Raw genomic sequence first — 18,342 nt, forward strand, 5'->3', positions numbered from 1 at the left:
GGGGCATGGATGCGCCCGGCAGTGTGAACAGAGGAAACGACATGAACGTGAACGGAATCGGATCGGACCGGATCGAAGCGATGATGGCCCAGCTCAAGGCGGCGGCTGCGCGCCCGGCGGGCGGCGTCGGGCCGGCGGTCAAGGTCACGCCCGAGCCGGCTGTCGCCAAGGTCGACTTCGCGGACGCGCTCAAGAACTCGATTGCCCAGGTCAGCGAAGCCCAGCTCAAGGCGGGCGAGCAGGGCAAGGCGTTCACCATGGGCGACGACAAGGTGAGTTTGTCGGATGTGATGGTGTCGATGCAAAAGGCCAGCATTGGCTTTCAGGCAACCGTGCAGGTGAGGAACAAGCTGGTGTCGGCGTACCAGGAGATCATGAATATGCAGGTGTAAAGGTAAGCAAGCCCATTTTTCATTCATCGATTCCCCCACATTGGCGGACCCTGGCCGCTATCGCATGTTGCGGATTTGCCTGGACCAGCGATTGCCATCGTTAAATTCGGGTCAATGTTAACTTTTTCGCATGATGGTCATTTATGCTTGGAATGCCGCACGTTCGCGGCTATTTCGGCAAAGGTGCATCATGCTCAAGCATCCATCTGGATTTCCTGCTCGACTGTTCGTTGCGGGCTTGTTATTGTCCTCGTTCTCCGCCCATGCGCTGACGGTCCGTTCCAGCGTCCACATCCGTAACCTGACCATCGACGTGATCGATCTGCGTCCGGATGATGGCGTAGCGCCGGGCGCCGAGTTCCGGGGCTTGAAAACCGATTCGCACCTGTCGTACACGGATTACCAGAACGTTCATGACAGCGTCTGGAAGCATGGCCACGGCGACCTGCAGCGCATCTGGACGGATGGCGGCGCGCAGACGCATACCACACCGACCACGCTGGCGGCATCGGCCATCTATGACGGACCGGCCCAGACCAACCGTTCCATTTATGCCGGTAATACCTACGGTGTGTCGTTCTTCCTGGCGCCCTATACCGCCCTGCGTTTCAGCGCAGCGATCGATCTCGGCGCCTCGCCGCCCGACGCCAGTGCGAACGCCTCCAGCCTGGCCATCCTCAGCGGCCGCTTCGAGGAAGAACAGTGGCTGTATTCCAGCTTCGACGTCGATTACAGGTCGAACGAGGATGGGGTCGGGACTCACCTGTTTTCCCGGACGCTTCAGACCGGGAAAAATCAGGGCAGCGGTTCATTCACACTCTGGACCGGCGCCTACGCGGGCATCCATGGCGTGCCGGCAGTTCCGGAGCCATCGGCCTACGCAATGCTGCTTGCGGGGTTGGGACTGGTGGCGTGGCGCGCACGCGGCACATCCCGAAAGCCGGGCGAGGCCGCGGGCGCATCGTAATTCACACGGGGATGCTATTTCGCGGAATTATCTTGCGTAGCTTTCTGGGCCAATATCCGAAATGGGCCGCCATCCTGGCATCGGCCGGGATGTTCGGCTTTGCGCACATGAATACCTATCAATATGTCGGCGCCGTGATCATCGGGGTGTTTCTCGGCTGGCTGTATGAGCGCACCAAGTCCTTGCTGCCCTGCATAGGGCTCCATGCCGCGTATAGCACCTTGTGCGTTGCGCAGGAGGGTTTGCCGCAGTTCGCATCCTCGTCCTGGCTGATCGCGATGTTGTCAGGGGCGGCGGGGGCGGCGGGGGCGGCGTTTTTGTATCGTGTACTGCATGTGCGGCCGCTCAGTGCGGCAAATGAGCGCAAAGTGATTGATCACTGGAAAGGCACTGATGTTTTGGAATATTGATATAGGGCAGGGCGTGGTCGTGTTCGACGACATTTCTTTTCTTCCCGAGATGTTCGATGCGGCCCAGCATGTCGACTATCTCAAGGAAGACCTGCTGCAGATTGTTTTTTCCGACGATCTGGTGCTGGACGTCGGCTGGACTCCGTCGTTCGATGAGCATGGCCGCTTTCTGCTCATGCTGGTGAGAGATCGCAACTGGGACGAGCCGGTCGAGCGTGCCGAGGTCACGGATGTGGTTTCGCTAAAACGGCGCATCGGACACATTGTCCGTAGTCTTGCTCCCCGCATTTGAGCTTGTTTTGATATGTGGAAGTGAATTCTTCTTATTGCCCTGCAAGGGTGTCATGGGCCGGTGCGGATGTTGGTAAGACCGGCTGGGCCTTACTACCGCCAACCTGTCTTCGCCCTCAATTGCCGTTTCCATTTAGCACCAGTTCGTTGCAGATAATTAACTGGGTGGCGCTACGCCAAGCTGTTGTCGAATTAGTCGTCACATCCGTAGATAACGCCGGGTTGTAATTTCCATATGGCAGTACCGGCGTTGGATAGTGCCAGTCTATCCAGTTGAAAAATAAATTCGTCGGTCGCCTCCTGTGTCACTGCGGCGCTATTTTGATGTGGAGTAATTTTTCCTTTTTCCGATTCACTCAAAAATTCAATCGTCAATGTGGAGAATGATTCGTTTTTCGAGAGATGAGAAACTACACTGCCTCCAGCATCGGCAGGATTGAAAGATCCGAAAGAAAAGGTACAAGAAGACTTGTCCGATCTTTTTTTGTATTCCCGTAAAACATGAGCGAAAATCGAGAGGCGATCATTCTCGGAGTATAGTTCGATATCTTCATCACTGTCGAGATGAATTGATAGTCGCAGCAATATTGAGTCTTCCGGGATTCCCTGGGTTTTATGTATTTTTACTTCATGCCGAGACATTGTTGCTCCATATTAAGCGGGTTCTTTAAATCCTATGCAGTCGTACTCATAAGAATTTTTTAGTTTCGTTTGGTGGACTTGGCCAGTGGTGACGTTATACATATAGTGCATATTGAATTTAAAAACGATTTTAACGCCAGGATTATCGGCACTTAAATAATGATCAATGCCGATCGCCTGATATTTAAGCCATTGGCCGTCGGGGTAATTGGGATCGGTAACGATGATGGGTACTTGGGTGCCGACCGGCTTCCCCGTTTCGTGAATCTGATCAATCGTAGCTTGCATGAAATCATACTCCCTACTACAACCTGGCTGCGTACGGTTGTTGTCCATTGATTTGCCGGTAGTGCCATCCGACCGGCTTCCACCTCCACCAGATCCCCCACCACCGCCTCCACCGCCACCCCCGATTCCTCCTGTATCTCGCCCATTTCCACCGCCACCACCAGGCCAGCTGCCCCCGCCTCCTCCGCCTCCTCCAGTCTCTACCTGACATGCCTCTGCTTCGCCGCCTTCTGGACACACAGGATCTTTGGTCATTGGCAATACCAGGTCGCCAATATTTTTTCCCTGGATTGGGGGACTAATTACACTTGTGTGACCAGAAGTATGCAGAGTTAAAAAAATGATGCAAAGCAGGGCGGCCTTCAAGATATGATTACTTGGTTTCATGCTATTTTCCTGAAAAGATTATAAAAATAAAATTCGCAGACTGTAGTTGTGTTGAGTCCTAAGTATATGAAAATTTCTATCCGTGGAATATTTATGGCTGGCTACTAAACGGATTGTTAAGAGTCGTGCCATCGGTCGGCGCAACGCATCCGGAAATCAATAATTCAGCTTTTTTTCTTTGTTGGGAGGTAATATTGTTTTTCAAATATTCTATTTGCTCATCCATTTTATTAGATGGTTCCTGGCGCTGTAATGGTAGGGTGTAAGCATAGGAGGCTGCCAGATCTCGCGAGCCGAATGTTCCGTCTGTGTATGCGCGAGCAAGAAAATAGGTCGCCTCCCGCGATCCTGCCGCGGCGGCAGCCACAGCGAATTTTTCCGCATTTTCTTTCAGGCGCTGCGCCTCCCAGGTCGAATCATTTGTGCCCGATTGCATGAAGTTTTTTGCAAACGCGGGTGCATTGATGGCGTAAGTGGTTTGTGCCGCAAGGTCATTATTTAGTGCTGCCCTTTCCAGTAATGAAAAACGATTCTCTATGTATTTCCGATCCAGCTGCGGGCATCCTTTTGGAGGCGCGATCCTCGTATCAACGAGATTTTTCGGGGTTGGATAACATGAGGAAATCATCTGAAATAGCGCGATCGCGGCAATGCTGTCGCCATTTTCAGCCTTCTGAATGATGGAAGCCGGACTGAGAAAGCTGTCCGTTTGCGCTGTTTCCAGCTGGTCATTGATCAAGACATTTCTGAGCTTTAAGGGGACGAGTAAAGGAGTTTTTGTTGAGCTGCACGTGTTGTCATCGTTGATTGGGAAAGAGGCAATTTTCTTGCCGGGCTCAGAAAAAATCTCCGAAGAAATATTTTTTTTGTGAATATTAATGGTTTTTGGCCACTCGACTTGCGTCAATAGCCATCCGACTGGCAATGCCACCGTGACGAAAATCATTAGGGAAACTTTGTTCATTATCTTATTTTGGTATATTTAATTTCTATAAAATATACACAAAATTTTTAGCGTCGTCGAGAAGTTTTATTAATCATGTTTTTGAAAAATGTCGCGTTAAAAAAATTAAAGATAATCAATCTTTTTGTGCAATTTATTTGAGGAAATGAATGATTTCAAAGCGAAGAATCTAATGAAAGTCGACGCTGTGGAGATGGAGGTGCTCACCAAAGAGTTCGGTAGGCAGCGAAAGGATGAAATTCGCCATTGACGATTGTTGCATTTGATACCAGATACAGCAGGCTGGAGGGGCCATATACCAGCCTGCCGCATTGGTGCGGTGGAATCAGTTGCCGCATCCCGCCGCCGCCGGCTCGCCGCAGGCAATCATGCGCCGCACCGCCTCATTGCGCGGGTAATTCGTGTGCGCGCTCGTTGGCAATGCAATCAGCCCCAGGTAGGTCGGTGCGTTCGACACCACCACATCGATAATCGGATACCCCGCGCGCGCGGCGAACGGGCTCTTCACCAGGGTGTACGCGAGCACGTCGTTGGGATCGGTGAACGCCACCACGGTCGGCACATCGGTCGGCTTGCCGATGCCTTGCGCGTTGCGCTGCGCGATCAAGGCCTGGATCGGATCGGCCGGAAAGTCGCCCGGCCCCGGTGGCGCCATGGAACCGTCCAGGTCCATCTCGGCCAACCTGAGCAGCGGCAACTGGTTGGCGCGCATGAAGATCAGGGACATGCGGTTGAACACTTGCAGCGCCGTTGCCGATTGCTCCGGCGTGGTGGAGAGCTTGAAGAGGGCGTCGAACGCCACTTTGCTGCCCAGGCTGTCGGTGATGAGCACCAGCGGGATCGGCGCCGGCGGCACCTCGCCGCCACCCGGCACCAACGGCCGGCCGGTCCCGCCGCCGGTCCCGAGCGCCTGCAGGATCGCCGCCTGCATGCGCTGGCTGATCGCCTCGCGCGCCTTGCCCTGGTAAATCACGGCGTCGGCCAGGCAATCGTCGAGCAGCTTGTCTTTTACTGCCCGGTTGAGCCTGGCGCGCTTGTAGGGAAAGGCGGCCTGGTCCGCCGGGCAATAGCCTGCCTTGTCGCTCTGGTCGTAGCACAGCTCGGCCTTGAGCGGCGTGGTCAGGGGCGACCACAGGATCGCGTTGACGTTCAGCGCGCCGGCCGCCAGCGGCAATGTCTGGCGGTACAGCACGATGCCGGTGTCGGCCACCGCGGTCGAGGAGAGCGCCACCTGGGCCGGATCGCCGCCCAGGCTGGCGTACAGCTGCGTGACCGATTCCCTGGCCCACGATGCGTCCTGGGTGCAGATGCCATGCACCAGCAGCACGTCGAGCGCGCGCTCCGGCTTGAGCAGGCCGGCCACGCCGGAGAAGGTCGGCAAAGTGGCCGGCGTGGCGTCGAGCACGGGCGTACGGTAGGGGGTGGAACAGGCGACAAGCAGACCCAGCGTTGCTGAAAGCACGAGTGTACGTTTCATCATCATTCTCCGAAAGTTCGCGGTGAACTTGAAACATACCTCGTTCAGGCTGGGCCATGACGGCCTATCGGCACGCTCTTGGCCTCCGGTCAATGACGCTGCTGCCAGGCGGATAGTTTGCCTGACCGAACGAATTGACTCAGTGAATGGAACCCGGATCAGCCCAGGCCGGCCAGGCGCGCATTCCGTTCGCGCTCGAGCTTGGTGATGTATTTTTGCACGCTGGCAAGGCCACCGCGCGAAATGTCCACAAAAGCGCAGCCGAGGCGGCGGTTGGTCTTGTCGTTGAGCAGGGTCAGGTCGACCGAGTTGCGGATCATCAGCGTGGTCTGGACCGCGCCGACCTCGGGCAAATCGATGCGGCACCCCGTGTAGCTGTGGCCGATCGTGTTGCCCAGCACCAGTTTGTTGTCGAGGATGGCAATCCCGCCGCAGCTGATATCGGCCAGCGGAAACACGTGGGTGCCGCCGCCGGCGTCCTGCGCCAGCCGGATCACCACCGACACCGGGTTGCTCACCGGCGTGAGCATGCGGTAAAACTCGCGCCGCTGCAGGCGGATCATGGTCTCGGGAATGGGAATCGTAAACGCCGGCGTGTCCTCGAAGGTGGTGGCTTGCACTTCCTCGGAGGAAAACAGGATGCGGATCTTGTCGAGCGAGGTTTCAAAAGCCATCCGCCCGACGTTGGCAAAGCGGCGGTGCTGTTCCGGGTCGGCCGAGCCGTCCAGGGTCAGGGTGTTGCTGTCGGGATCGACATCGAGGATGGCCGAGACGCACACTTCGGTGCCGCGCCGGATGACCATGCGGACCAGCTGGCGCTTTTCGCCGATGCTGCGCAGCAGCGCGATGATTTCCTTGCGCGAGGCGACTTCAAAGTCGTGCCAGCTTTCAATATCGGAATCATTGGTTGATTGCATCTTTGTCTGCCGCTTCTTGTGGTCGGTCGATGAACAGGGCTGCGTCCGGCGGGGCCGGCAGGGGGCCACCTGCCGCTTGTGCGGCTTCAATATGATATAGCCAGGCCAGCAGTTCCGCAATCGCCCGATACAGGCCGGGCGGAATCTGGCGGTCCAGGTCCACGCCCATCAGCAGGGCCACCAGTTCCTTCGACTCGTGCACGAACACGCCGGCGTCCCTGGCGCGCTCGATGATCTGGGCGGCAATCAGGCCCTTGCCCTTGGCCACCACCTTGGGAGCGGGGTCGCCATTGTTGTAGGCCAGCGCGACCGCCGACTGGGGGCGCTTGGGCAGCGGCTCAGCCATCGCCAGGCTCCGGCGTGCGGATGATGAGCGAGGCCAGCGCCGTGCCCGACACGTCCAGCGCCGAGGTCAGTTCGCCGGCGCGCGCGCGCAGGGCCTCGCCCGTGCCCTGGCTGCCGGTGCGCAATTCGATGTGCACGCGGTCGCCCGTGGTGACGATGCTCGCTTCGATCTCGCCCAGCAGCGGAAAGCGCAGGCGCATGCCGCTGCGCCATACGGGAGCGGTGTCGTCGTCAAAGCCGCGTCCACGCTGCTCCGGCGCATCCTTATGGATTTCCCATTGCAATTCCTGGCCCGGCGCCAGCTGGCCCTGCCAGGTGACGCGCGCCTGTTCCTGGGCCGTCAGTTGCAGGTTGATCAGCTGGGCGCTGGCCACTTCGGCCGCGGCCGGCCGGGTGCCGTTGCCGGGCGTATTCATGGCTTGCTGCATCTGCGGTTCGCGCTGCAATTCGCTCAGGGGACGCTTGCCGTCGGCCCATTCGGCCACGTGCGATTCGTAGAACACGCCGCTGCGGCTGATCGTCTCTTCCAGCTTGCGCGCCAGCGTGGCCGCTTCCGGCGCGCCCTGTTTCGGGTCGATCAGGGGCGCGGCGCCGGCAATCGCGGCCTGCTTGCCGGGGGCGGGATGGCCGATGTCGAGTATGCGCGCCAGCAGTTGCCCGGTGTTGCTGAGGGTGGCGGGCCGGGTCGAGGCATCGAGCGCGGGCAGGTCGGCGCTGGCGGTCAGGGGCGACTTGCCGAGCAGGGTGGCGGCCAGGCTGGTGGCGCGCCCGGCCGTGTTGGCGGCGTTGGCGCCCTTGCTTTCCTGCGGCTGCGCCTGCGGCAGCACGGGGGCCTGGAGCGGCGCGCGGTCGGGCGTGGCGCCGCCGGGCAGGGCCTGGCCGGCGGCGCCGGGCAAGGGTGTCTGGGCGGTAGCGGCGGGCTGGTTATCGAGGCGGAACTGGGGACGGGGATTGACCGCTACCAGGGTCATCGGCATCTCGGTGCCGGCTTCCGCGCCCTGCGGCAGGCTCATGCGGGCCTGTTCGCCCGCCACGCGCACCAGGAAGGTGCCGTCTTGAAACTTCGACAGGATCGCCACCTGCATCGACTGGCCGACCTGGGTCGACAGCACGCGCGCGAGCGCTTCCTGGCGGATGTCGCCGACGCCGAGCGCGGGCCGGGCCGGGTCGACCTTGCCGACCGCATGCACCGCCGGGCCGTCCGTGCGCGCCAGCATCGCGAGCGCGACTAGACGCCGCCGTAGGCGTTATTCAGACGGCGCGCGGTGCCGCTGCTGTTGATCAGTTGCGACAGTTGCGCCATCCACGGGGTGGTCAGGTCGCGGATGATGCGGTCGTAGGCCAGCAGCTGCTTGATGATCGCCACTTTCTTGACGCGGCTGGCGCCTTCGAGCACGATCTGCCTGTCATTCGCTTCCAGGGTGCGCACGTGGGCGCCGACCCGTTTTTCGAGCAGGCTCAGTTCGTCCCACTCGCCGCTTTCGGCGGCGGCCACCATCTGTTCGGACAGGGCCAGCATCGCTTCGTAGGTCGACAGCACGTCATCGTTGGTCATGGTCATGGTTCAGGCACTCACAAGGTTGGAAATGCGCACTGGCGCGACGTCGGGAATGGCGGCCGGTGCGGCGCCGATGGCGTTCCAGGTCTCGCGCAGCTCGGTCAGCAAGCCCTGGATTTCGACCATGATCTCGATATCGTTCTTCAGGTTCGCGGCCAGCAGGCGCGCGCTCATGTATTCGTACAGCGAATCGAGGTTCTCGGCGATCTGGCCGCCGGCTTTCTTGTCGAGGCTGGCGCGCAAGCCATTGTCGATGATCTGGATGGCTTTCGAGATCGCCTTGCCTTTTTCCGGAATATTGCCCGACTTCATGTGCATCAGACCGCTGAGCACCGCCACCAGGGCGCCGTCGAACAGCATGACGATCAGTTTGTGCGGGGACGCCGCCACCACGCTGGTTTCCAGGCCGACCTTGGCATAGCTGCTCGCGCCCCTGTTGGGAGATCCAAACATAATTAATGTCCTCTTTCTGTCGTACGCTATCGAAGGTTGCTAAGGGCGGCGAGCTGCTGCGCAAGGAAGTTGCTGGTCGAACTCATGCCCGAGAGGGTCACGTCGAGCGATGAATATTGCCGGCGCAAGTCTTTTTCGGTCTGGGCCAGGCGCACATTGAGTGCCACGCGCTGCTTGGCGATATCGGCCAGGCTGGCGTTGATGCCGGCGTTCTTGCTCGGAATCGTGCCCTTGCTGCTGAGAAAGCTGTCGATCAGCTCGGTAAATTGGGCGCCGGCCCCTTTCGAGATATTCACGGTGCCGCGCTCGCCGATGGCGCCGCCGGTGATCTGCACCTGGATTCCCGAGCTGGCCGAGCCGGCGTTGCCGGTCAGGTTCTGGCCGCTGCCGGTGGCGGCCGCGCCGCCGATGGTGCCGGCCACGTCGAGCCCGTCGACCAGGGTCTGGGTGCCCAGCAGGCTCGCCGCGGCGCTGCCGCTGATGCCCACTTTCGAGGTCGAGCCGTATTTGTTCGAGGTGATCGTGAAGATCCCGGCTTCCTGCTTGACCGACACGCCGGTGCCGCTGGTGGCGCTGGCGCCCGTCGCGCCGACCGCGCCGTTGATGATCGACTGCACGTGGCTGGCCAGGCTGGCCGCCGAATAGTTACCGGCCAGCAGGGTGGCGCTCGAGGTCACGCCGTTGATGGTCAGCGACAACTGGTCGTTGACACCCTTGGTGATGCTGGTGTCGGCGGCGACGCTGCCCTTGGCGCTGCCCTGGGTCGCCAGCTGGCTGATCACCAGGTTCTTGGTGCCGACCGTGCTGTTGGTGGTGGAGCTGACGAAGCTGACCAGGCTGTCCGTGGTCGAGCCGACCGTGCTGAGCAGCTTGGAAACGTCTTCCAGGTTGCTGTCGAGGGCTTTCTGCAGCTTGGTATTGTCGAGCTTGAGCGAACCGTCGGCCTGGAACGACACGCCGAGCTGGCTCATGCTGCTGATGTCGCCATCCATGCCCGGCACCGGGGTGAAGAACATCTTGCGCAGGCTCGATTGCAGGTTGCGCGTGGTCGAGTCGCCCAGCAGCACGCCGGCGCTCTTGCCTTCGCTGGCCTTGGGGGCCGTGGTCAGGCCGGCGATCGTGCTGTTGAGTTCGTTATACGACTTGATGAAATTGTTCAGCGCCGTCTTCGCGCCCGTGCTGTCGCTGGTGATGTTGACGGTGCTGGTGCCGATCTTGAGCGCGCTGATGGTCACGCCCTGGATCGCTTCCGAGACATTGTTGCCCGGGCTGCTGATGGCCACGCCGTTGATCGACAGCTTGGTGTTTTGCGCCGCGCTGTTCTGCGTCATGTTCTGGGTGCCGTCGGCGGCATATCCCAGCAGGTTGCCGATGTCGGCGTCGCCCGACACGCCGATGCGCATGCTCGACGTTTCGCCGGTCTGCGACGAGGTCAGCACCAGGCGGTTGGGGCTGGCGCTGCCATCCGAAATGATGCTGGCGGTTACGCCCACGTTGGCCTTGTTGATGGCGTCACGGATGCCTTGCAGCGAGTTGTTGCTCGAATCGATGGTCACGGTGCGCGCCGAGCGCGTGGCATCCTGGGCAAACGCGGCGCCGGTGTAGGCGCCGTTGGTCAGGGTGCCGCCCGTGATGCTGCCGAATTCGAAGGTGAGCGTGGTGGCCGCGCCGCTGCCGATCAGCGCCGTGGTGCTGGCCTGGCCGGCCGCGGTCAGCGTCTGCGCCTGCGACAACTGGGTCACGTTGACGCTGTAGCTGCCCTTGACGGTATCCTTGGCGGCGCTTGCGGTGAGCACGGCCGGATCGGACGAGGAGGCGCCGACAGTCTTGAACTTGGTCGGGTCGGACAAGCCGCTGACGGCGGTCTGGAAGCCGCCCAGGGCGCCGCTGAGGGCACCGTAGGCCGACAACTTGGCCGTGTACGCCTTTTCCTTGTCCTGCATGGCGACGAAAGGCCGGCTCTCCGCCATCATCAGTTTATTGACGATGTCGTTGACGTCGATAGAGCCGCCTGAACTGACGGATGAAATGGCCACGAACGCCTCCTGGTAAAAGCATGAATATACTAAGTTAACGGCATCTTCTATCCATACTTTAGAGGGGTAATCCGGTGCTTGTTCGGTTTATCCCCGATTTATGCCTATTTGCATCAATTCTTGCCGGCATCTAACGATGGGCCGTACGGATGGGTTCAGGCGACCTGCCTGATCAGCAAACCCTGGACTTTTTCCAGCGCCTTGCCGATCTCGAGCGCCTCGGCGGTAGGCATCTGGCGGATCACTTCCTTGGTGGTCTGGTCGATCACCTTGACCACCGTGCGCTTGCTGTCGGCATCGATCGAAAACTCGATATTGCGCGACAGCGCCTGCATCGCCACGTTGATTTCGCCGACCACCTTGGTCACTTCGGCCGGGTCGGGTTCGGCCGCTTCCCTGGCGGCCTCGGTCTTGCCGGCGGCGGCCGGCGGTGCCGTCCGGCTGGCGGCGGTGGCCGCGCCGCTCTCGGGGGCGGCCGGGCGCAGCGGAGCAGCGGCTGCGGTGTTGTCCAAGGGGCGAAGTTCCATGACCGTATTCCTTTAACGAAAATTCCCCGGCGCGCAAAAAGCGGCCGGGGAGTGTAACGAAGCGGGGCCGATCAGCCGCGCAGCAGGGACAGCACGCCGTTCGGCAGCGAGTTGGCCTGGGCCAGCATCGCGGTACCTGCCTGCTGAAGGATCTGGCCGCGCGTCAGTTTGGCTGTTTCCGAAGCGAAGTCGGTATCCTGAATCCGGCTGCGCGAGGCAGACAGGTTTTCCGACGTCGACTGCAGGTTGGTGACGGCCGTTTCGAAGCGCGACTGCAGTGCGCCGAACGAAGCGCGCTGGCTGTTGACGTTGGCCAGGGCCGAGTCCAGCACTTTCAGCGCATCGGACGCGCCCTTGGCGGTCGAGACATCGATACCGGAGACGGTATTGAGCTTGGCGGCGCCGCCGGCGGTAAAGGCGGTCGAACCGCTGCTGCCGATCGAGAAACCCTTGTCCGAGTTCATCGACACATAACCCATCGAGGTCGAAGTAGCGCCGGTGGCGACAGCGGCGGTGGTGCCGGTAACGCCGGCCGAGTCGATCGAGCCGACGGTCACCGAAGCGGCCGCGCTGTTGTTAGCCAGGGTAATGTTGTTACCAGCGGAGTTGGTCAGGACCAGGCCGTTGTTGGCATCATTGAGCTTGGCGGTCACGCCGGTTTTCGACGACACATCGTTAAAGGCGCTGACGGCCGATGCCAGGCCGGAAGCGTTGAGTGCGGCGCCAACGGTGAAGGTGACGTTGGCGGCAGTGCTGTTATCGGACGTGACAGCCAGCGAGTACACGCCGGCGGCGGTCAGGCTGACCGCTTCTTCGGTCTTGGCAGTGGCGGTCACACCGGTGGTCGAGGTGGCGCCATTGATGGTCGAAGCCAGCGACTGGGCGGTATCGGTCGCGGTCACGGCGATGTTCGAGGTGGCCAGGCCTTGCAGGGCGAACGAGCCGGCGGTGTAGGCGGTGCCGGTGGTGGCCAGGGTGGTTGGCGCTTTTTCCGACAACTCGTTGTTACCGTAGTTGTTGGTGCGGAAGTTGGCGGTGGTGGCCTGGATCGTCTGGCCGGCATTGGCGCCAACCTGGAAGGTGGCGGTACCGAAGCTGCCGTCGAGCAGTTTCAGGCCGTTGAATTCCGAGGTCTGGGAGATACGGTCGGCTTCCGACAACAGTTGACCAACCTCAGCCTGGATCGCCTTGCGGTCGCCGGCGGAGTTCGTCGCATTCGAGGACTGGACAGCCAGTTCGCGCACACGCTGCAGGATGTTACCGGTCGATTGCAGGGAGCCTTCAGCCGTTTGCAGCATCGACACGCCGTCGTTGGCATTGCGCTTGGCCTGATCGAGACCGCGGATCTGGGAGGTGAAGCGTTCCGAAATGGCCAGGCCGGCGGCATCGTCCTTGGCGCTGTTAATACGCAAGCCGGAAGAGAGGCGTTGCAGCGAAGTCGCCAGCGAGGAGGCCGAGGTGCCCAGATTGCGTTGTGCATTCAGCGATGCGACGTTGGTATTGATGACGCTCATGGTAATACTCCTTGCAGATACTACTTGTACATGTTGGCAACTTGCCTTCGCTTTGGTCTGCCCCTTCGGTCCGGGACAATCACACCGCAGTCCTTATATATAACGGATTGCGTTTGGGAAAGTTTAGGGAGGGATGGAGGTATATTTTTTATGTTGGGCCTCAATACGAGGCCAGGGAAGCGAATAAGCGGGCATGACGCCACCGCCTTATTGCATGTGAGGCAAGAATTTACTGCCGGGATTTGCTGCTGAAGTGAAAATCCCCAGCCGGCCAGGGGCCGACCGGGGATGCAAGGCTGTTATTACTTGGCGCTACCTGGTGCTTAACCGCGCAGCAGGGACAGCACGCCGTTCGGCAGCGAGTTAGCCTGGGCCAGCATCGCGGTACCTGCCTGTTGCAGAATCTGGCCGCGCGTCAGTTTGGCTGTTTCCGAAGCGAAGTCGGTATCCTGAATCCGGCTGCGCGAGGCGGACAGGTTTTCGGAGGTCGACTGCAGGTTGGTGACAGCCGTTTCGAAGCGCGACTGCAGTGCGCCGAACGAAGCGCGCTGGCTGTTGACGTTGGCCAGGGCCGAGTCCAGCACTTTCAGTGCGTCGGACGCGCCCTTGGCGGTCGAGACGTCGATACCGGAGACGGTATTGAGCTTGGCGGCGCCGCCGGCGGTAAAGGCGGTCGAACCGCTGCTGCCGATCGAGAAACCCTTGTCCGAGTTCATCGACACATAACCCATCGAGGTCGAGGTGGCGCCGGTGGCGACAGCGGCGGTGGTGCCGGTGACGCCGGCCGAGTCGATCGAGCCGACGGTTACCGAAGCGGCCGCACTGTTGTTAGCCAGCGTAATGTTGTTACCGGAAGCGTTGGTCAGGACCAGGCCGCTGTTGGTGTCGTTCAGCCGGGCGGTGACGCCGGTCTTGGACGAGACATCGTTAAAGGCGCTCACAGCCGCTGCCAGGCCGCCGGCATTGAGGGCGGCGCCGACCGTGAAGCTGACGTTGGCGGCGGTGGCGTTATCGGACGTGACGGCCAGCGAATAGACGCCGGCGGCGGTCAGGGTGACCGCTTCTTCGGTCTTGGCCGAGGCGGTCACGCCGGTGGTGGCCGAAGCGCCATTGATGGTCGACGCCAGCGACTGGGCGGTGTCGGTCGCGGTGACGGCGATGTTCGAGGTGGCCAGGCCTTGCAGGGCGAACGAGCCGGCGGTGTAGGCGGTGCCGGTGGTGGCCAGCGTGGTTGGCGCTTTTTCCGACAGTTCGTTGTTGCCGTAGTTATTGGTACGGAAGTTGGCGGTGGTGGCCTGGATGGTCTGGCCGGAATTGGCGCCAACCTGGAAAGTAGCGGTGCCGAAGCTGCCGTCGAGCAGTTTCAGGCCGTTGAATTCGGAGGTCTGCGAGATACGGTCCGCTTCCGACAGCAGCTGGCCGACTTCAGCCTGGATCGCCTTGCGGTCGCCGGCGGAGTTGGTGGCGTTGGACGACTGGACAGCCAGTTCGCGCACACGTTGCAGGATGTTACCGGTCGATTGCAGGGAGCCTTCCGCCGTTTGCAGCATCGACACACCATCGTTGGCATTGCGCTTGGCTTGATCCAGGCCGCGGATTTGCGACGTGAAACGTTCAGAAATGGCCAGGCCAGCCGCATCGTCTTTTGCACTGTTGATACGCAAACCGGAGGACAGGCGCTGCAGCGAAGTCGCCAGGGCGGAGCCGGAGGTGCTCAGGTTACGTTGTGCATTCAGGGACGAGATGTTGGTATTGATGACGCTCATGGTATTACTCCTTGCAGTTACTGCTTATTCATGTTGGCTCCGTGCCGTTTGCCTTGGTGTGCCCCTTTGTTCCGGGACAATCACACCGCAGTCCTTATATGTAACGGATTGCGGTCTGGAAAGTTTAGGGGGATTTCGGGTGTATATTTTTTCTTTTGGGCCTCAAGGCGTGCGCAGGCACGGCGCCAGACGACAGCGTTTCGCCAAACTTGAGGGCAAAATAAATCTATTTGGCGGCTCATGAACGAGGCCAGGAAGAAGATAAGCCGGCATTGCGCCGCGGCTTTATTGCATGTACGACAATGATTTGCTGCTGAAGTGAAACTCCCCAGCCGGCCAGGGGCCGACCGGGGATGCAAGGCTGTTATTACTTGGCGCTACCTGGTGCTTAACCGCGCAGCAGGGACAGCACGCCGTTCGGCAGCGAGTTGGCCTGGGCCAGCATCGCGGTACCTGCCTGCTGAAGGATCTGGCCGCGCGTCAGTTTGGCTGTTTCCGAAGCGAAGTCGGTATCCTGAATCCGGCTGCGCGAGGCAGACAGGTTTTCGGAGGTCGACTGCAGGTTGGTGACAGCCGTTTCGAAGCGCGACTGCAGTGCGCCGAACGAAGCGCGCTGGCTGTTGACGTTGGCCAGGGCCGAGTCCAGCACTTTCAGTGCATCCGATGCGCCCTTGGCGGTCGAGACATCGATACCGGAGACGGTATTGAGCTTGGCGGCGCCGCCGGCGGTAAAGGCGGTCGAACCGCTGCTGCCGATCGAGAAACCCTTGTCTGAGTTCATCGACACATAACCCATCGAGGTCGAAGTAGCGCCGGTGGCGACAGCGGCGGTGGTGCCGGTAACGCCGGCCGAGTCGATCGAGCCGACGGTCACCGAAGCGGCCGCGCTGTTGTTAGCCAGGGTAATGTTGTTACCAGCGGAGTTGGTCAGGACCAGGCCGTTGTTGGCATCATTGAGCTTGGCGGTCACGCCGGTTTTGGACGACACATCGTTAAAGGCGCTGACGGCCGATGCCAGGCCGGAAGCGTTGAGTGCGGCGCCAACGGTGAAGGTGACGTTGGCGGCAGTGCTGTTATCGGACGTGACAGCCAGCGAGTACACGCCGGCGGCGGTCAGGCTGACCGCTTCTTCGGTCTTGGCAGTGGCGGTCACACCGGTGGTCGAGGTGGCGCCATTGATGGTCGAAGCGAGCGACTGGGCGGTATCGGTCGCGGTCACGGCGATGTTCGACGTGGCCAGGCCTTGCAGGGCGAACGAGCCGGCGGTGTAGGCGGTGCCGGTGGTGGCCAGGGTGGTTGGCGCTTTTTCCGACAACTCGTTGTTACCGTAGTTGTTGGTACGGAAGTTGGCGGTGGTTGCCTGGATCGTCTGGCCGGCGTTGGCGCCAACCTGGAAGGTGGCGGTACCGAAGCTGCCGTCGAGCAGTTTCAGGCCGTTGAATTCCGACGTCTGGGAGATACGGTCGGCTTCCGACAACAGTTGACCGACCTCAGCCTGGATCGCCTTGCGGTCGCCAGCGGAGTTCGTCGCATTCGAGGACTGCACAGCCAGTTCACGTACACGCTGCAGAATGTTGCCCGTCGATTGCAAAGAACCTTCAGCCGTTTGCAACATCGAAACGCCGTCGTTGGCATTGCGCTTGGCTTGATCGAGACCGCGGATCTGGGAGGTGAAGCGTTCCGAAATGGCCAGGCCGGCGGCATCGTCCTTGGCGCTGTTAATACGCAAGCCGGAAGAGAGGCGTTGGAGCGAGGTCGACAGTGCGGAGGCCGAGGTGCCCAGATTGCGTTGTGCATTCAGCGATGCGACGTTGGTGTTGATTACGCTCATGGTAATACTCCTTGCAGATACTACTTATTCATGTTGGCAACTTGCCTTCGCTTTGGTCTGCCCCTTCGGTCCGGGACAATCACACCGCAGTCCTTTTTTGTAACGGGTTACCTGGCGGAAAGTTTAGTGATATCAGGCAGGTATATTTTTTATTTCGCCCCTCAAGCGGGCCCGGGTCGGGGCGCTTGACGGCAGCGTCCGCCAGAACTTGAGGGCCAAATAAAGGTAATTGCGGCCCTGTTTTTGCGCTGTGGAACGCTGTCCGGGCGCTCCTGAGTGATGTGGCCTGGATAAAAATGCTATTTCCATACAACATCGTATTTATCCGGAACAGGTAAAATCGCCGCCTGACATTGCCATACAACATTACCCCTTTCGGAAAACTCAACATGGATTACAGCGACAACCCGCCGGACGAGACCGTTTCGCGCGTGAACCTTCTTGCCAACATTGCATTGGCGATCGGCTTCCTCCTTCCCGTCTGGGCAGTCATGAAGGGGAACGGCGACGCCGAGATGGCCGGGGGTTTCATCGGCGGCAGCCTGGTTGCGGTATTCATCATCCTGCTGCTGCTCAAAGGCATCCTGAAGACGCATCCGCCGCTGCGCATGGCATGCGCCAAGCTGGTGGTCGCGATCGTCCTGATATTGATGTCGCTGGGTAAAATCGGCGCGATGAAGCGCGACATCGGCGCGATCCGCGCGGCGAGCCAGAGCCTGGTGGCGACCATGAACGAAAAGGGCGAGCCAAGCGGGCCGGCGGTACCGCAGGCCGCCAGTGAAGAAGCACGCCAGGTGGTGGCGTTCGTCAATGGCGCCGGCGCGCTGCTCAAACGCCAGGTGGCCGAGCGCGAACTGCTGGACAAGGAATTCGAAAAAATCGACATGAGCACCTTGCTGACGCCGCAGACGCTCACCTCGCGCAAGGGAATTGCCGATTCGCGCGCGAAAATGGCGCGCTACGTCGAGCTGATCGACCAGCGCGACAAGATGATCGTCGCCGCCGTCGAGGAAGGCCGCACCTATGTGCGCACGGCCAAGGTGCCGGAACAATACCGCAGCGAATCGAGCGCCAGGGCCAAGGTGGGCGAGGAGACGCTCAAGCACAACGCGGCCTTGTCCGCGGTCGGCAAGGAATTCATCAAGGGGGTGAACGACGTGCTCGACTTCGGCCAGTCGCAGCTCGGCAAAGCGAAGTTCCAGAATGGCAAGCTGATGTTTGCCAGCGAGCGCGACGTCGCCACCTACCGCAGCTTGTCCGCGGCGTTGGAGCAGATTGGCGTGCGCGAAGCGGCGGTGGTCGAGCAATTCAACGCGCATCTGGAAAAGACCAAGCGCGACGCCGCCAGGCAGCTCGGTCCCGCCCTCCGCTAAGACAGCTCAGGACTGGCCAGACAAATCCGACGGCCGAGCTCAGACCTCCGACAACCGGGGTCAGAGCTCTGATTAGAAACATTGTGACATCCGTAGCCCTCCCTGGCAGCAGCACCGCCTGCATCACGCAGAACGGGAGGGCCGGTCACGACGACGCGCGCCGCCAAAAGTCAGGATGGGCTCTTCCATGGCCGTGGCGCCCAT

19 protein-coding genes are annotated in these 18,342 nt (G+C 60.5%); 5 read left to right on the forward strand and 14 right to left on the reverse strand.

Going from position 1 to position 18,342, the window contains the following annotated elements:
• Window positions 1-41 precede the first annotated feature (41 nt).
• The 4 genes from fliE (at window position 42) to RBA41_RS24690 (ending at window position 2,061) form a co-directional block, all read left to right on the forward strand.
• A complete protein-coding gene (gene fliE, locus RBA41_RS24675; protein WP_099875601.1) occupies window positions 42-392 on the forward strand; it encodes a flagellar hook-basal body complex protein FliE in 351 nt (116 codons plus the stop codon).
• A 190-nt stretch (window positions 393-582) separates the two neighbouring features.
• Window positions 583-1,359, forward strand: a complete 777-nt coding sequence (locus tag RBA41_RS24680; RefSeq protein WP_306626880.1) for a PEP-CTERM sorting domain-containing protein — start codon at window positions 583-585, stop codon at window positions 1,357-1,359.
• An 11-nt stretch (window positions 1,360-1,370) separates the two neighbouring features.
• Window positions 1,371-1,769, forward strand: coding sequence for a CPBP family intramembrane glutamic endopeptidase (locus RBA41_RS24685; protein ID WP_306626881.1), 399 nt, complete (start codon window positions 1,371-1,373; stop codon window positions 1,767-1,769).
• On the forward strand, window positions 1,753-2,061 hold the full coding sequence (locus RBA41_RS24690; protein ID WP_306626882.1) for a hypothetical protein: 309 nt from the start codon (window positions 1,753-1,755) through the stop codon (window positions 2,059-2,061). The genes RBA41_RS24685 and RBA41_RS24690 overlap by 17 nt, the downstream gene beginning before the upstream one ends.
• Window positions 2,062-2,252: 191 nt before the next feature.
• On the opposite strand, the gene RBA41_RS24695 is transcribed toward RBA41_RS24690, so the two are convergent.
• From RBA41_RS24695 to RBA41_RS24760, 14 genes are all read right to left on the reverse strand, one after another.
• On the reverse strand, window positions 2,253-2,702 hold the full coding sequence (locus tag RBA41_RS24695; RefSeq protein ID WP_306626883.1) for a hypothetical protein: 450 nt from the start codon (window positions 2,700-2,702) through the stop codon (window positions 2,253-2,255).
• 12 nt (window positions 2,703-2,714) lie between these two features.
• Window positions 2,715-3,377, reverse strand: coding sequence for a hypothetical protein (locus RBA41_RS24700; RefSeq protein ID WP_306626884.1), 663 nt, complete (start codon window positions 3,375-3,377; stop codon window positions 2,715-2,717).
• Window positions 3,378-3,468: 91 nt separating this feature from the next.
• On the reverse strand, window positions 3,469-4,341 hold the full coding sequence (locus tag RBA41_RS24705) for a hypothetical protein (protein ID WP_306626885.1): 873 nt from the start codon (window positions 4,339-4,341) through the stop codon (window positions 3,469-3,471).
• 325 nt (window positions 4,342-4,666) lie between these two features.
• Window positions 4,667-5,818, reverse strand: coding sequence for a hypothetical protein (locus RBA41_RS24710; RefSeq protein ID WP_306626886.1), 1,152 nt, complete (start codon window positions 5,816-5,818; stop codon window positions 4,667-4,669).
• 158 nt (window positions 5,819-5,976) lie between these two features.
• Window positions 5,977-6,735 (reverse strand): flagellar brake protein, encoded by a 759-nt coding sequence (locus tag RBA41_RS24715; RefSeq protein WP_306626887.1) that lies wholly within the window; start codon window positions 6,733-6,735, stop codon window positions 5,977-5,979.
• The gene (locus RBA41_RS24720; protein ID WP_306626888.1) at window positions 6,719-7,081 is read right to left on the reverse strand and encodes an EscU/YscU/HrcU family type III secretion system export apparatus switch protein; all 363 of its coding nucleotides are present in this window, start codon (window positions 7,079-7,081) and stop codon (window positions 6,719-6,721) included. Before RBA41_RS24720 ends, RBA41_RS24715 begins: the two co-directional genes overlap by 17 nt.
• A complete protein-coding gene (gene fliK, locus RBA41_RS24725; protein WP_306626889.1) occupies window positions 7,074-8,297 on the reverse strand; it encodes a flagellar hook-length control protein FliK in 1,224 nt (407 codons plus the stop codon). The genes RBA41_RS24720 and fliK overlap by 8 nt, the downstream gene beginning before the upstream one ends.
• Before the next feature lie 11 nt (window positions 8,298-8,308).
• Window positions 8,309-8,635, reverse strand: coding sequence for a flagellar protein FliT (locus RBA41_RS24730; protein WP_306626890.1), 327 nt, complete (start codon window positions 8,633-8,635; stop codon window positions 8,309-8,311).
• Between the two features lie 9 nt (window positions 8,636-8,644).
• Window positions 8,645-9,091 (reverse strand): flagellar export chaperone FliS, encoded by a 447-nt coding sequence (gene fliS, locus RBA41_RS24735; RefSeq protein WP_306626891.1) that lies wholly within the window; start codon window positions 9,089-9,091, stop codon window positions 8,645-8,647.
• A gap of 26 nt (window positions 9,092-9,117) precedes the next feature.
• A complete protein-coding gene (gene fliD / locus RBA41_RS24740) occupies window positions 9,118-11,127 on the reverse strand; it encodes a flagellar filament capping protein FliD (protein ID WP_306626892.1) in 2,010 nt (669 codons plus the stop codon).
• A gap of 155 nt (window positions 11,128-11,282) precedes the next feature.
• On the reverse strand, window positions 11,283-11,654 hold the full coding sequence (locus tag RBA41_RS24745) for a flagellar protein FlaG (RefSeq protein WP_306626893.1): 372 nt from the start codon (window positions 11,652-11,654) through the stop codon (window positions 11,283-11,285).
• Between the two features lie 71 nt (window positions 11,655-11,725).
• Window positions 11,726-13,168 carry a flagellin N-terminal helical domain-containing protein gene (locus RBA41_RS24750; RefSeq protein WP_306626894.1) on the reverse strand — a complete coding sequence of 481 codons (1,443 nt, stop codon included), beginning with the start codon at window positions 13,166-13,168 and terminating at the stop codon, window positions 11,726-11,728.
• A 323-nt stretch (window positions 13,169-13,491) separates the two neighbouring features.
• Window positions 13,492-14,934, reverse strand: coding sequence for a flagellin N-terminal helical domain-containing protein (locus RBA41_RS24755; protein ID WP_306626895.1), 1,443 nt, complete (start codon window positions 14,932-14,934; stop codon window positions 13,492-13,494).
• A gap of 388 nt (window positions 14,935-15,322) precedes the next feature.
• Window positions 15,323-16,765, reverse strand: a complete 1,443-nt coding sequence (locus tag RBA41_RS24760; protein ID WP_306626896.1) for a flagellin N-terminal helical domain-containing protein — start codon at window positions 16,763-16,765, stop codon at window positions 15,323-15,325.
• Between the two features lie 389 nt (window positions 16,766-17,154).
• Between RBA41_RS24760 and RBA41_RS24765 the strand changes: the two genes are divergently transcribed.
• Window positions 17,155-18,138, forward strand: a complete 984-nt coding sequence (locus tag RBA41_RS24765; RefSeq protein WP_306626897.1) for a hypothetical protein — start codon at window positions 17,155-17,157, stop codon at window positions 18,136-18,138.
• Window positions 18,139-18,342 lie beyond the last annotated feature (204 nt).

Origin of the sequence: Massilia scottii, from assembly GCF_030846495.1 — a bacterium.
GTDB lineage: Bacteria > Pseudomonadota > Gammaproteobacteria > Burkholderiales > Burkholderiaceae_D > Telluria_A > Telluria_A violaceinigra.